This is a genomic window from Prevotella sp. (assembly GCF_036570325.1).
Classification (GTDB): Bacteria; Bacteroidota; Bacteroidia; order Bacteroidales; family Bacteroidaceae; genus Prevotella.
On sequence record NZ_DATCYK010000111.1, the window covers coordinates 22412 to 37588 of the forward strand.

At 49.6% G+C, this 15177-nt stretch carries 9 protein-coding genes; 6 read left to right on the plus strand and 3 right to left on the minus strand.

Going from position 1 to position 15177, the window contains the following annotated elements; all coding sequences use genetic code 11:
• The first annotated feature begins 80 nt into the window (after window positions 1–80).
• The 3 genes from VIR50_RS10380 to VIR50_RS10390 are packed head-to-tail and all read left to right on the plus strand — an operon-like array spanning window position 81 to window position 2905.
• A complete protein-coding gene (locus VIR50_RS10380) occupies window positions 81–788 on the plus strand; it encodes a PASTA domain-containing protein (protein WP_331935056.1) in 708 nt (235 codons plus the stop codon).
• Window positions 789–809: 21 nt separating this feature from the next.
• Entirely contained in the window at window positions 810–1886 is a 1077-nt protein-coding gene (locus VIR50_RS10385; protein ID WP_331935084.1) for an RluA family pseudouridine synthase, read from the plus strand.
• Between the two features lie 17 nt (window positions 1887–1903).
• Window positions 1904–2905: a D-alanine--D-alanine ligase gene (locus tag VIR50_RS10390; protein WP_331935057.1), complete on the plus strand. Its 1002-nt coding sequence runs from the start codon at window positions 1904–1906 to the stop codon at window positions 2903–2905.
• Between the two features lie 99 nt (window positions 2906–3004).
• Here the strand turns inward: VIR50_RS10390 and VIR50_RS10395 are convergent, their stop codons facing one another.
• The 3 genes from VIR50_RS10395 to VIR50_RS10405 all read right to left on the minus strand — a co-directional run bounded on the left by VIR50_RS10395 (window position 3005) and on the right by VIR50_RS10405 (window position 8637).
• Window positions 3005–3826: an ROK family protein gene (locus VIR50_RS10395; protein WP_331935058.1), complete on the minus strand. Its 822-nt coding sequence runs from the start codon at window positions 3824–3826 to the stop codon at window positions 3005–3007.
• 79 nt (window positions 3827–3905) lie between these two features.
• A complete protein-coding gene (locus VIR50_RS10400) occupies window positions 3906–5483 on the minus strand; it encodes a RagB/SusD family nutrient uptake outer membrane protein (protein WP_331935059.1) in 1578 nt (525 codons plus the stop codon).
• Between the two features lie 16 nt (window positions 5484–5499).
• The gene (locus tag VIR50_RS10405) at window positions 5500–8637 is read right to left on the minus strand and encodes a SusC/RagA family TonB-linked outer membrane protein (protein ID WP_331935060.1); all 3138 of its coding nucleotides are present in this window, start codon (window positions 8635–8637) and stop codon (window positions 5500–5502) included.
• Window positions 8638–9231: 594 nt separating this feature from the next.
• Between VIR50_RS10405 and VIR50_RS10410 the strand changes: the two genes are divergently transcribed.
• From VIR50_RS10410 to VIR50_RS10420, 3 genes are read left to right on the plus strand one after another with little or no spacing between them, the layout of a single operon-like run.
• Entirely contained in the window at window positions 9232–12378 is a 3147-nt protein-coding gene (locus tag VIR50_RS10410) for a SusC/RagA family TonB-linked outer membrane protein (protein ID WP_331935061.1), read from the plus strand.
• Window positions 12379–12385: 7 nt separating this feature from the next.
• Window positions 12386–14083 (plus strand): RagB/SusD family nutrient uptake outer membrane protein, encoded by a 1698-nt coding sequence (locus tag VIR50_RS10415; protein WP_331935062.1) that lies wholly within the window; start codon window positions 12386–12388, stop codon window positions 14081–14083.
• Window positions 14084–14130: 47 nt separating this feature from the next.
• The gene (locus VIR50_RS10420; protein WP_331935063.1) at window positions 14131–15039 is read left to right on the plus strand and encodes a hypothetical protein; all 909 of its coding nucleotides are present in this window, start codon (window positions 14131–14133) and stop codon (window positions 15037–15039) included.
• The last annotated feature ends 138 nt before the right edge of the window (window positions 15040–15177 follow it).

Sequence of the window (15177 nt, forward strand, 5' to 3'; positions counted from 1 at the left end):
AGCAGAAAACAGAAAGAAGTAAAGAGTTATCTTTGCTTCTTTCTGTTTTTTTTGTACTTTTGTGCACACGAATCTATGGTATGAAGTCTTCAGAATTTATCATGAAGTTTAAAAGTTGGTATTTATGGGGTAATATCTTGGCGATGATTGCGGTAGTAATCGCGCTCATCTTTGGCGTAAGATATGGCCTCGACCTTTATACCCATCACGGAGAAGCCATTGAAATCCCCAATATGAAACACATGAAATACGCTGACGCCCTGCACATCCTGAACGACAAGGGATTGGAAATGGAGGTCAGCGATACGGGATATGTCAAGAACTTACCGGCTGATTGCATCCTCGAACAAAGTCCGGCACCGGGTACAAAAGTAAAATCGGGACACATTATCTATGTAACCATCAACTCAAACCACTCCCCCACGCTTACCCTTCCCGACATTATAGACAACAGTTCGCTCAGGGAAGCCATGGCAAAGCTGACCGCAATGGGCTTTAAATTAGGAAATCCGGAATTCGTCACTGGCGAAAAAGACTGGGTTTATGGAGTTTTGGTGAAAGGAAAACATGTAGTTGTCGGTGAAAGAATATCCATCGAGGATTCTCTTGTCATACAAGTAGGCAATGGAATGCGCAGTGCTGAAGACGACATTAATTATATTGACCCGGTAGAACAACCCTTTGAGACGGAAGAAAGTGACGTGGATGAGTTTGATGTCGTAACATCTCCCGAGCCAACTCCTACCGATCCCAAATCGGAAACACCTCAAAAGCCGGCTAACCCATAATATATGATTGAACCAAATATGATGAGTCCCTTAGAGGATGACCTGCTTGAAGAGAGTGTTTTTCCAAGTAGTGATACCGAACCGGGGCTCTATGAACATTGGAAAATAGAGGTTGATCCGGGCCAAAGCCCTGTCAGAATCGATAAATATCTGGCAGAGAAGAATCCTTATCAGAGCCGAAACCGTATTCAGAACGCGGCCGACGCAGGTTTCATCTTTGTAAACGGCACTCCGGTCAAGAGCAATTATAAGGTTAGACCGGCCGATGTTATCACCCTCATGCTTGACAAACCGAAGCACGACTCATCCGTTGTAGCCGAGGATATACCCTTGACCATCGTCTACGAAGACGACCAATTGATGGTCATTAATAAGGAAGCAGGGATGGTGGTGCACCCCGGAGCCGGTAATTTCACGGGAACACTGATCAACGCGGTGGCTTGGCACATGAAAGATGTCAAGGAATTTGACCCTAACGATCCCGAAGTGGGCCTCGTACATCGCATTGACAAAGATACCAGCGGCCTGCTGGTCGTAGCCAAGACACCCGAGGCCAAGACCGTATTAGGCAAACAATTCTTCAACAAAACCACGCATCGAAGCTATCATGCACTCGTATGGGGCAACCTGATAGATGACGAAGGACGCATCGAAGGCAATATCGGACGCGACCCCAAAGACCGTCTGCGCATGAAAGTCTTTGCTCCCGACTCCGAGATAGGCAAGCCCGCGGTCACCCATTATCGTGTGATAGAGCGCTACGGCTATACAACATTAGTGGAATGTATCCTCGAAACGGGCCGCACACATCAGATACGTGCCCACATGAAGCACATCGGTCACCCCTTGTTTTGTGACGAGCGCTACGGTGGAAACGAAGTCTTGCGCGGTCAACGCAGCAGCACCTACAAGGCATTCATACAAAACTGCTTTAAATTATGCCCACGACAGGCGCTCCACGCAAAGACATTGGGCTTCATCCACCCCACGACAAAGCAGCAAATGGACTTCAACAGCGAGTGGCCAACCGACTTTGCCCAACTCATAGATAAATGGCGCCACTTCATTAAGGGCACCACAGCAAACACATTTGAATAAAATAAAAGACAAGATAAATGGAAATATTAAAGAGAAACATTGCCATCGTATGCGGTGGAGACTCATCCGAACATGATGTATCCTTGCGATCAGCCCAAGGACTCTATTCTTTTTTCGACAAAGAGAAGTACAACATCTACATCGTTGACATCAAAGGTCAAGATTGGCACGTGGATTTGGAGAATGGAGAAACTGCCCAAATCGACAAAAACGACTTCTCTTTCCTGCTCAACGGTAAGGCAGTGCTCTTTGATTACGCCTATATCACCATCCACGGACAGCCCGGTGAGAACGGACTGATGCAAAGTTACTTTGAGCTCTTGGGCATTCCCTACAGTACCAGCGGCGTTTTGGTGGAGGCAATGACCTTTGACAAATACGTACTCAATAACTACCTGCGTGGCTTTGGCGTCAATGTGGCCGACAGTCTCTTGCTCCGCAGAGGCGAAGACTACGACGAGGAAGCCATCGAAAAGCGCATAGGAATGCCTTGTTTCGTGAAACCCGCAGCCGACGGCAGCAGTTTCGGCGTATCGAAAGTAAAGAATATCGACCAATTGGCTCCCGCCTTACGCGTGGCTTTCATGGAAAGCGACGAAGTAATGGTCGAATCTTTCCTTGAAGGAACCGAAATCTCACAAGGTATTTACAAGACAAGAGAACACACGGTTGTGCTTCCCGCCACTGAAGTTGTCACCAGCAACGAGTTCTTCGACTATGATGCCAAGTACAACGGACAGGTTCAGGAGATCACTCCCGCCCGTCTTTCAAAGGAAACAACAGAGCAAGTAGCCAAAGAAACCAGCCGCATCTACGATATTCTTCATGCCAACGGAATCATTCGTATTGACTATATCATATCGAAAGACAAGGACGGTAACGACAAGATCAACATGCTCGAAATCAACACCACGCCCGGAATGACCGTCACCAGCTTCATTCCCCAGCAGGTAAGTGCCGCAGGACTTGACATCAAAAACGTCCTGACCGAGATTGTCGAGAACCAGTTTAACGACTAACCCGACCATCGAATCACAAGCCGGAAAAGCATTTCCACTTTTTCAATACATACAAACAAAAAGGCCGTGACCCAATCATTTGTTGGTCACGGCCTTTTTCTATCCTATCAACAACGAGGCTCCCAACAGCGCCACATGGGTAGTCTCTTCTCTTAAAATACGCAAACGCCGCACCGTTTCGGGGAAAGGAAAGCGGGAAACTTCAGCCAACATAGCAGGCCGAAAGCAATCAAAGCTCCTCGAAATGCCTCCTCCAAAGACGATGGCTTGGGGATCATAGGCGTCAATCACCGCACACACCAATCGTCCCAAGTGCTGACCAAACTCATTCCAAGCCCGCACCATGGTTTTCTCATCAAATTTTGACGAAAGATCCGCCGCACAGCAATGGTAATTACGCTTAAAAAAAGCATTGCTACAGTAGTACTCAAAGTTATGCTCCAAATAGGGCAGACAACCTATCTCGCCTGCTCCCGTATTATTACCTCCGTACAGTCGGTCATTGATAATCAGGCCGGCGCCCAGCCCCGTGCCCAAGGTTATGGCCACAATATGCTGAAAACTTTGGCCCGCCCCATAACAATGAGTGCCTAAGGCAAAACAGTTGACATCGTTATTGATACCCACTTCCACCTTAAAACGGTTCTCCAAGGCTTCCTTGAGGTACACTTTTTTCCATGAAGGGATATTCACAACATTATATACAATCCCCTTTTCTGCGTCAACCAATGAAGGAATACCCACTCCTATGCCCATCACCGAAGGAATCCACAAGCGACCTATCACATCAAAAATAGCCTCCATGACCTCTTGTTCCGATCCATCGGCGGGACAATTCACATCAATAACCTCTATCAATTGCCCTCCGTCAACAAGTCCGGCCCTGAGATTTGTTCCTCCAACATCTACACCTATTTTCATATAGCATTGTTATTTGATAGCCGGCCGGGCGCTTTCTCCCGGCCGACTAATGAATAAAATGATTTCACTTATCAAACTATTACTTGCTCCAACCGGGATTCTGCGTCAGATGACCTTTAGAACGATCTATTTCCGACTGGTCTATCGGGAAATACCTATACTTTTCCGTCCAACCTTTCGCGGCCAAAATCTCCGTTCCTTTATCAAATCTCAGAATATCAAACCAGCGTTGCATCTCGTCGATAAACTCATAACCACGCTCCTTAAAGATGACATCCAACAGTTGCTGCTTAGACATAGCCGACAGATTCAGCCTATGCGCTGTGTCGCCAAAGGCCCTATCCCTAATCTGGTCAAACCATTTCTGCCCTTCGCCATCCACCTTTCCATGGATTCGAGCTTGCAATTCGGTAGCCAATAGGAGCACATCGGCATAGCGATAGAACCGATAAGAGGCCGCATAGTTGTAAAGCGGATTCACATCAGACGCACTCTCCTTGCGCGGTTGATATTTATAATGGCCCAATCCTTCGTAATTCTCCTGCTGCTCACTCACATTAAAACGACTTCCCGCGGCCAGTTTTCCCGCCGACACGAGGTCATTCACCTTCTTCATTTCATCGGCCCACACGATAACCGTGCCTTCCCTACGGGTATCGCCCGGCTCAAACATCTTATAGATGGTCGATGGCATGGTGTTCTGACCATAGCCCTCGCACAGTCCACCCTGCTCCGCGCTCCGCGGATCGATGATGTTTCGTCCGCCCACCGAGCGACAAACACTGTTGCCCTCGCCCGTATTATTGCCGGCAAAGGCCACTTCGTAAATAGACTCCCTGCCCCATTCGCCTTTTTTCCACCAAAGGCTTTGATAGTCAGGATTGAGCGCATAACGACCGCTGTTAATAATTTCCTTCATGTCATTGAGCGCCTGCTGATACTTGGCCTCATCCCTATGAAAGAGAATGATCTTCGTGCGCAACAGCTTGGCCGCGTCACGACACACCCTACCTTGTGGCGTCCCGGTCCGTTCAGGCAGGTTCTGCGTAACCTCATCGGCAAGGTCTGAGAGCATAAAATCATACACTTCCTGCCTGCTCCCTTTATGCACCTCATACATTTCAGCGGGCGACATTGACCGTGTAATGAGTGGAATCTCCTCATACCCCATCCACAAATAATTGTAGAAAAGGGCTCTATAAAATTTTGCCTCTGCGTCAACTCGCTTCACGAAGTCGCCATTAAGACTGCTTCCCGCAAGGTGATCTATCAGTTTATTGGCAGCTATGACACCGTTGTAAAGTCCATAGTCCCACTCGTTCCACCACGAGCCATAGCCCCAAGCGCCGAAACAACTGTTGCCATCATAGCTGAAGTGGTCCCACTTTGTCTTGTAAGAACCTTCACCTATGCCGCCACCCGTTTCCGACTCATCAGACAACAACGAAGAGTAAGACCACACTTCCATCAGTCGAATCTGCACTTCGTCCATCAAGGCATATAGCCCTTTCATCATTTCTTCCTCCGTGGTATAATACTCACTCTCGGAAATCTGCGAGGCCGGTTCCGTTTCCAAGAAGTCCGAACAAGCCGTAAATTCCAAGCCCACAGCCATGAAAGCCGCGGTGCCCAATATGGTTTTATATATTGTTTTCATAATGATTGCTTAATGTTTAAAATGAAATACTTGCGCCAACGGTCAACACTCTGGCCTGCGGATAGGTACCCGAATCAAGCCCATTGCGTGTGCCCACTTCAGGATCGTAGCCATCGTAGCCCGTAATGGTAAACAAATTCTCTCCTTGCAGGAATAAACGCAGCTTCTCTACACCCCACCTACGTGTCATCGTCTCGGGCAACGTATAGCCTATCTGGGCCACTTTCAGTCGCAGATAAGAACCGTCCTGAACAAAGAAGTCCGAAATCTGATAGTTATTGTTATCGCCTTCCACGATTCGAGGCACCGTATTGGAAGTTCCTTCTCCGTGCCAACGGTTGAGCCACATCTTCTCAAAATTACCCAAAGCCACGTTTGACCGCCGATAAAGTTTATAAATGTCATTACCTATAGTACCCTGAACAAAGGCCGTAGCGTCCCATCCCCGCCATGAGGCATTCAAGGTAAGACCGTATGTCCATTCGGGAATAGGGTTACCAATCATCGTCCGGTCATTGGCGTCAACACCGTTCTTACCGTCACGATCACGGAACTTTAAGTCGCCGGGCTTGGCTCCGGGCTGACATACTACGCCGTCGGGAGTCTTGTAATTATCGATTTCGCTTTGATTCTGAAACACGCCTAACGTCTGATAACCATAGAAGAAGCCATAAGGACGTCCATTCTCACTGTAGGTCACCTGTCCTCCCATACCACCGGTGATACCGTCAATACCCGTACGGTCATTGCCTTGGTCTACCACCTTGTTCTTTATATACGAGGCATTGGCCGTTAGTCCGAACCTGAAATCGCCGGAACCAAACTTATACCCCAATTCCATTTCGACGCCCTCGTTGCGCACCTTGCCGCCATTAACGGTCATCCCGCCATAGCTGGTATAAAGGGGAATAGGCTTCCAAAGCAACATGTCCTTCGTGGTTTTCACAAAATAATCAACCGAGAACGTAAGCGCACGCTTGAAGAAATAAAGGTCGAGTCCTAAATCGGTTTGTTCGGAAGTCTCCCATTTCAGCTCCGCATTGGAGTAACCGGCCGGCAACATGCCCGTATATACCTTACCGTCAATCACGGCGTTCTTGCCTTGGGCCATCATCGTGGTGTACTGAAAGGCGCCTATATTCTCGTTGCCGTTCTGCCCCCAGCTAAGTCTGAGCTTGGCAAAGTCGAGCCATGACGACAAGGACTCCATGAAACGTTCCTTGCTGATGACCCATCCCAACGACACGGAGGGGAACGTCGCGTACTGATGAGCACGGCTGAAATTGGACGAACCGTCACGACGTACCACTACTTCGGCCAAATATTTCTCGGCGTAATTGTAATTCAAACGGGTAAAGAGTGAGGCCATGCGATGGTCACCGGCGCTTCCCCATATCCTCGAATCCTCATCGGGCGCCGTGGCCGTGTCAATATAACCCTTCGACAGCGCCGTGCTTAGCAGGTTGAAGTCCGACCCTCCGAGCCAGTCGTGGTGATAGGCCGACATGCTGGTACCCACCAAGGCGCCCAGTCCGTGAAGTCCGAAGGCCTTATTGTAGGACAATACGTTCTCCCATTGCCAGAAACGACTATCAGACTTATCGTTCTGTACCAATGAAGTGGCGTTTTTCGAGGTGGCATTCAGCTCATACGCCGGCACCACCCGCCGTGTGGTGGCGTTGCGATAGCTAAGACCGAAGGTAGTCTTCAACTTCAATCCGGGCAACAGACTGAAGTCTACATTGAAGTTATAGCTATGGGTCACCGGTATATTCACTTGGTTATGATTTACCTGAAGATCGGCCAGCGGATTCACTATCTCACGCATTTCAATGATGTTATAGGCCCTTCCGTCGGGCGCCACCACGTGATTGGGATAAGTAAGGTCATAGGTCGACAATACGTCGGCGTCGGTTTGGTACACCGGCTCGGTAGGGGGCAGCATGTTGAGCGAGGCCATCAGTCCGCCCACTTCACTGTTTCCGATGGTCGAGCCTTTCAGTTTGGCCCGCGAATGGCTCACGATGGCTCCCATCTGTATGCGGTTCAGCCAGTTACGCGACTGCGTATCGAGCAGCACATTGCTGTAATTCAACCTGAAGTTGGTACGACTGTAGCCCGTATATCCCTTTCCGAATATGCCGTCTTGGTCAATATAACCCAGCGACAAATAGAAAGTCTGCCTGTCAGTACCGCCGCTCACGGCCAGCTTATGCCGCACGATGGGGGCATTGTCATGGCGCACCGCCTTCTGCCAATCGGTATCCACGCTCACCGGCCGGGCGAAATAAGCCGCCTTTCCCGAGTTGGTCGCCATTTCGTTTATCAGCATTTGATAATCCTTGCTGCCCAAGAGGTCGAGGTGTTTGTCAGGATTCTGAAGACCATAGCTTACTTCGTAATTCACGCTTACCTTACCCGTTCGCCCGCTTTTGGTCGTCACGAGCACCACGCCGTTGGCTCCCCGTGCACCGTAGATGGCGGCCGAGGCGGCGTCTTTCAATATTTCAACCGACTCGATGTCAGCGGGATTAAGGTTATCGATACCGCTTTCCGACGGCATTCCGTCAACAATATAGAGTGGTTCCGAATTGTTAACCGTACCGACACCGCGGATTCTCACCTTAGATGAGGCGCCGGGCTGGCCCGACTCCGACGTTATCATGACGCCCGACACCTTACCTTTGAGCGCATTCTCTATGTTGGTAGGACTTCCTTTATCGAGTTCGTCACCCGTAACTCTGCTTACCGCGGAGGTGAGGACGCTCTTTCGCTGCACGCCATAGCCCACGACCACGACTTCCTCGAGCGACTTGGCGTCTTCCCGAAGCGCCATGTCGTAAACCGTCTTACCGCTTACAACGTTGGCCTCGGCAGGCATAAAGCCTACATAACTAAACACAAGTCGGTCGCCCACACGGGCCACCAGCGTGTAATTTCCATCTATATCGGTCACGCTGCCGCCCGCTCTACCCGCCAAGGCGACGCTTACTCCCACCAAAGGTTCACCGTCGGAAGCCGACCTTACATGACCACTGATTTTAACTTCCTGCGCCTGCAAGCCCATCGTCAGCAGCAGACAGAGGAAAGACAATAAGGCTCTTCGATGGACTCCGTCTCGGAACCATGAAGAAAGATTTAGCATTATTTCCATAAGATTTAGCGTTATAGATATTAGGTTGATAAAAACTTCTGACGCAAAAGTAGGGAAAGCCGACCGCGAACGGGTTGAAAACAAAATAATTAAAGTAGAAAAACAGACAAATAGCGTAAATATATCAAAGAACAAACCATCGCCGATAAAATTTCAACCACTGCCGAAATATCCCTTTCCACCGCATGAATCGTCCAACGAACTTGCAGCCATGACTTGTTTTCCACCTATTTATTAACACCACGCCGGCCGGAAATCATATCACATCACGAATCCCTTGATATTCAGGTATAGACACTCCCTACCGATCACAACTTCACTCCCACTTTACGAAAGGGCCTTTTCGACCGTTCCAAAGGCCCGCAATGACGTCGCAGGAAGCCTGCTTTGAGCCGACGAAAGGGCAACTTTGACTTTTAAAGAGCAAAAGGTTTAAAAAACCACCGCTATTTGCTTGTTTTTCAACCTCACGACCACAGCCACTCTCAAAAAAGTATTTTTATCAACCTTAAATATCTTTTTTCAAACCCACCCCTGCTTGTTTAGGGCGTATCTTTGCGCCAACAAACTTGATTTAACCTAATAATTACATTTATGCGAAAAAGACTTATTCTAACCTTCTTTACGCTATTTTGCTGCTGCATCACACTGATGGCACAACAAGTCAACGTAGAAGGAACCGTGCGCGACAATTCCGGAGAACCTGTGACGGGAGCCAGCGTGCAAGTGAAAGGCACAGGAAGAGGTACCGTTACCGACCTTGATGGCAAGTTTTCTTTATCCGCCAAAGCCGGGGAGACCTTTGTCATATCCTTTGTGGGCTACACGACCGCGGAAGTTACCGTCAACTCATCGGGCCGCCCCGTAACCATCACGCTGCAAGACAGTCCCCAATCGCTCAACGAAGTGGTCGTAGTGGGCTACGGAGTGCAGAAAAAGAAATTGGTGACCGGTGCCACCGTGCAAGTAAAAGGTGACGATATAGCCAAGATGAACATGGTTTCGCCCGTGGGAGCGTTGAGCAGTATGACGCCGGGCGTGCAGATCGTATCTAACTCGGGCAAGCCCGGGGCAGGCTTTAAGGTATCCATCCGCGGACTCGGAACCATGGGCGACGCCTCGCCTATCTGCGTTATCGACGGATTGGTGGGCGGTATCGGCAATCTTAACGACCTCAACCCTGAAGACATAGAGTCAATCGACATTCTGAAAGACGCCGCCTCCACGGCCATCTATGGCGCACGTGCGGCCAATGGTGTCATCCTCGTGACAACCAAGAAAGGCAAGGCCGGTAAGGCCCAACTTACGTTTGACGCTTATGTGGGATGGCAAAACATTGCACGAAAGCCCCAAATGCTCAATGCAAAGGAATATGCCACCATCATGAACGAGGCGCAAATCAATGACGGGCTCATGCCTTTCGACTTCGCCACTATCGTCCCCAATTGGGACAAAATAGAGGATGGTACGTGGCAAGGAACCAATTGGATAAACGAAATAGTGGGCAAGGACGCACCCCAGCAGAACTACTCCTTGGGACTATCAGGAGGCAACGACAACGGCAACTACTCACTGGGCATAGGCTATACGGCGCAGGAGGGTATCATCGGACGTAAGTATTTCGAGTCAAAATATGAACGTTATACGGGCCGGTTCAATTCTGAATGGACAGCCATCAAGGGCTCTCGATACAACATATTGAGGCTTGGCCAGAACCTGACTCTTAACATGACGACCAACAAAGGCTTGGGAGTACAGACCGACGGGCCTTACAATAACAACATACGTTGGGCCATGGAAGCCTTTCCTTTTCAAACCGTATATGACGAGAATGGCAACTTCTCCAAGACCGTCAGCTCATGGAGCTCGCTACGTGCCAACCCTGTGGCCCGCCTATGGTACGACGGCAAGAACAACAGTAGCAAGAACTATTCGGCCCGGGGCAACTTCTACATTGTGCTACAACCCATCAAGGACCTCCTCATACGTTCTACCTTAGGCTTCGGCTATGCCGGTTGGACCAGCCGGAGCTTTGCCGACACCTACGACTTAGGTGGCAGTTTTCAGCGTACCAACAACGATACGTCGCAGGGATCGGGCAACGACTATGCTTGGTCTTGGGAGAATACGGCCAACTATAAGCTGGATATTAAGCGCCTTCATCACGTAGACTTGCTGGCCGGAATGTCGGCTGAAAGATGGGGATTGGGCGAGAGTGTGGGTGGCAATCGACAGAAATCCACCTTTGGCGATTGGCAACATGCCTACTTATCCAACACAGAGCAGCAGGCGGCCATATCGACTTGGGGCATGTGGGGCAACCCTTCCGGCAAAGGAGGCCTGCTCTCTTACTTCGCTCGCGTGAACTATGATTACGACAATCGTTACATGGCTACCGTGATTCTACGTACCGACGGTTCTTCCAATTTTGCCAAACACCACCGTTGGGGCACTTTCCCCTCGGTATCGGCAGGTTGGAACGTAACTAACGAAAAGTTCATGGAAACAACCAAGAACTGGCTCGACTACCTGAAACTCCGTGCCAGCTGGGGCCGCAACGGCAACTGTTCCATTGCCAACTTTCAATACTTGGCCACCATCAATGTAGGCGGCGCGCCTTATTTCTTTGGCCCAGACAAAAGCTCAAAGACCATTGGCTCCTATCCCGACATACTGGCCAATGAGGACATTACTTGGGAAACATCGGAGCAGTTTGACCTCGGTTTGGACGCACGTTTCCTGAAAAGCCGGCTCGGACTGGCCTTCGACTACTACGTAAAGACCACTAAGGATTGGCTGGTTCAGGCTCCCGTCTTGGCTTCTTATGGCACGGGAGCGCCCTATATCAATGGTGGCGACATCAGGAACAGCGGTGTTGAGCTGGGACTTAACTGGAATGATCGCACAGCTTTCGGGCTTACTTACGGCGCATCGCTCAACTTTGGCTACAATAAAAATGAGGTGACACGATTGGCTAACGGCGAAGGTATCATCAACGGAAGCAGCGACGCCCTCTCCACACAGACCGATTTCATCACCCGTGTGCAAGTGGGTAGGCCCATCGGGTTCTTCTATGGCTACAAGACACTCGGCATATTCCAGAACATGGAGCAAGTAAAGGCCTATGTGAACAAGGACGGTCGGCCCATCATGCCGGGTGCCACGCCGGGCGATGTCATCTTCAAGGACGTGAACGAGGACGGTATCATATCGGCCGAAGACCGCACGATGATTGGCGATCCCCACCCCGACGTAATCTTAGGACTGAACTTCAATGCCGCATACAAGGGCTTCGACTTCTCTTTCAGCGGCACCGGTGCCTTCGGACAACAGATAGCTCACTCTTACAGAGACTTCGGTGATAATCCCAAAGACAACTTTACGATGGATTTGGCTGCCCACCGCTGGCATGGAGAAGGTACCTCGAACCGCTATCCGAAGATTTCCGCTTCGCCTAACTCCAACTGGAAATACATATCCGATATTTACATTGACAATGCCGATTACTTCAGAATGAGCAACATAACCTTGGGTTATGACTTTAAAGAAGTGGCCCCTCGACTGCCTCTGTCACAGCTTCGCCTCTATATATCGATGAACAATCTGTTCACCATCACGGGCTATAAAGGCATGGATCCCGAGGTAGGTTACGGCGCTTATGCGGGCTGGTCACAAGGTGTCGACATAGGAAACTATCCCTCAACCCGCACATTTATCATTGGAGCTAACATTAAATTCTGACATCACTATGAAAAAAATATTTTTATTAATAAGCATGATTGCCGTGCTGGGAAGCTGTTCTGACAGTTTTCTTGACACGCAGAACCTGACAAAGAAAGACAGTGGTATCTTCCCGGTATCGACAAGTGACGCCGAGGAAGTGCTCACGGCGATGTATCGCCCCATAATGGGCAATGCCAACATGCCGCAGAGTTCCAGTTTCCTTACGGCCGAACTGATGAGCGATGATCGGCTGGCCGGTGGAGGAACGGATGACCACGACATGCAGGCCATTGCCTCATTTACCAAGACAAGTGAGAATATGTACGCCAGCTTTTGGGACTTGCGTTGGGAAGGTATCTATCGAGCTAACTTTCTTTTGCAGCAAGAGAATCGCATCAATTGGGACAATGACGGGGTACATAATCGGATTATAGGCGAGACTTACTTCCTCAGAGCCTATTATTACTTTGAGTTGGCCCGTGCCTTCGGCAATGTTCCACTCGTATTGACGCCCGATCCGCAGAACAACCCGCAGGCTACTCCTGAGGTCATGTACGGACAGATAGCGGCTGACTTGTTGCAAGCCATCAACCTGCTCCCTGCTGATAAATGGAAAACGGGGGTGGGGTCAGACGGTCACGCCACGAAATGGGCCGGCGAAGCCATGCTTGCCCGGGTGTTCCTTTTCTACACAGGATATTACAACCAAAGCGCTATAAAGCTGCCCGGCGATGGCGGAGAACTGACAAAAGACAAGGTTATCGGCTATATCGACGATTGTGTGGCCCAATCGGGGCACAGCTTGTTGCCGGAATTCCGTAATCTTTGGCCTTATTCGGCTGTGCCCGATTACACGTATAACGTAAGCAATCATCTGTCGTGGATAGGCGAAGACGGCAATAATCCTGAAGCCGTAATGGTGATAAAGCACTCCGGAGCCGAATGGGAAGCCCGCAACAATGAAGCTCTTTTCTTCAGTTTGCGCTATCAGGACGAGGGTGGCAACAAATGGATGGACTGCTATCCTTATGGCGAAGGATGGGGCGTAGGACCCGTGAATTGCGAACTTTACGAGAACTGGCCGAAGAATGACCCTCGAAGAACGGGCTCCATACTCAATGTAGACGACCCGAATGAAGGTTTCAAGAACTATGTGGACGGCGCGCAGAATCAGGTACAAGACACCCATCTTTGGAATAAGAAGTACACGGCCATCAGCACCAAGGCTGACGATGCGACCACAGAGAACTATCTCGGTAAGGGAATAGAACCTCTCTATTGGCATTTGTATCCGTCATTGAACACGCTCGATTATCAATCGAACAACCTTCAGGATTTCTATCTCATCCGCTTCTCCGACGTATTGCTCATGGGGGCAGAGCTTGGAAGCGGCCACGCGCAGGAATATCTCGACCGGGTACGCAAGCGGGTTGGGCTTGCGTCGGTCCCCGTAACGGCAGAGAACATTCAAAATGAGCGCCGATGGGAGCTTGCTTTTGAAGGAATACGCTACTATGACCTGCTGCGTTGGCACAAGGAAGACCTCATTACGACGCATCGTCACAACGTAAAGGTACGCAATCAGAAGAAGGATGCGACACTCTCTTTACCTTTCCGAAAGGAAACTCACGGATTTTTGCCCATCCCTGATGAGGAAATTCAAAAGTCACAAGGTGTGCTCATACAAAATGAAGGATGGAAAAGCGACGAGGGAAACTTCTGATTTCGCATGGAGAACAGTTTACTTACAACATATAAATAGCAGAAAATATGAAACTAAAAAATATCTTCTATACCTTGTCAGTAGCGCTTATCACACTGACAATGGCGTCCTGCCTCGACGCCGCGACTGATAGCGAGTCGCTGGGAAGCACACAATCAGCCGACGAGATTGCTGCCAATCTTGACATACATGGCGTAACACCGGGCAGCAACATGCTAATTATCACCAATAAAAATAAGGGCATAGCCGGCATGTGGGACTACCTTGTAGGTACGACAACCTTACCCGTTGACACGGTACTACTGCCCTTCTTGGGTGAGCAAACACTGAAATTCTATGCCACTTGCGGAGGAGGACAGGTGGTAGTAGAGAAGAAAGTCACCATTGAAAAGATTGATCACCCGCTTAATCCTGCGTGGGCTATGCTGGCAGGAGCTACCGCCAAGGGAAAAACTTGGCGTTGGGACCCCAATCCCGGACGTGGAAGTTGGGGATGTTACGGTGCGGGTGGCTATGGATGGAGTGCCGATGTACCTAACTGGTCATGCTCTAAGGTGGGTGAAACGACAAGTGGTGGCATTACCGTTTCGGCCGATGAATATATCACTTTCGACCTCAATGGAGGAGCCAACGCCACCTTGCACAAGGCTGATGGTACCATCGTAAAAGGTAGTTTTTCGTTCACCATTGGCACAACTGCCGACAAGGCTGCCTTAAAACCTGCATTCCGCAACGGTACGCCTACCGGAACGGGGTGGATAGGAACACTCAAACTCAGTGGCGTTTCCCTACCGGCAGGCTATACTTACTATGATGGGAAGCCATCGTCGGGCACCTATGATGTAGCAGTATTAAGCAATCAGGAACTTGTACTCATAGAACCCGACCCGGGAGCTATCCTCACCGATCCGGCATGGGCGTCCATATCTACGCACTGGTGCTTTACTTCTGAATAAAAAGAATACACGAAATAATGTAAATACAGCGTATATTTACATTTTAAAAGGGACATGCCGAGAGGGTATATCCATACAATAAGACAGTTTAAATTAAGGTTAAGGTCTTACACTGCTCTGTGAAGAACGGGTAAGGCC

Coding starts and splice junctions, on each gene's coding strand:
- VIR50_RS10395 (WP_331935058.1), bottom strand. CDS start 3,826: ATGAAAATAGGTGTAGATGTTGGAGGAACAAATCTCAGGGCCGGACTT.
- VIR50_RS10380 (WP_331935056.1), top strand. CDS start 81: ATGAAGTCTTCAGAATTTATCATGAAGTTTAAAAGTTGGTATTTATGG.
- VIR50_RS10410 (WP_331935061.1), top strand. CDS start 9,232: ATGCGAAAAAGACTTATTCTAACCTTCTTTACGCTATTTTGCTGCTGC.
- VIR50_RS10400 (WP_331935059.1), bottom strand. CDS start 5,483: ATGAAAACAATATATAAAACCATATTGGGCACCGCGGCTTTCATGGCT.
- VIR50_RS10415 (WP_331935062.1), top strand. CDS start 12,386: ATGAAAAAAATATTTTTATTAATAAGCATGATTGCCGTGCTGGGAAGC.
- VIR50_RS10420 (WP_331935063.1), top strand. CDS start 14,131: ATGAAACTAAAAAATATCTTCTATACCTTGTCAGTAGCGCTTATCACA.
- VIR50_RS10390 (WP_331935057.1), top strand. CDS start 1,904: ATGGAAATATTAAAGAGAAACATTGCCATCGTATGCGGTGGAGACTCA.
- VIR50_RS10385 (WP_331935084.1), top strand. CDS start 810: ATGAGTCCCTTAGAGGATGACCTGCTTGAAGAGAGTGTTTTTCCAAGT.
- VIR50_RS10405 (WP_331935060.1), bottom strand. CDS start 8,637: ATGGAAATAATGCTAAATCTTTCTTCATGGTTCCGAGACGGAGTCCAT.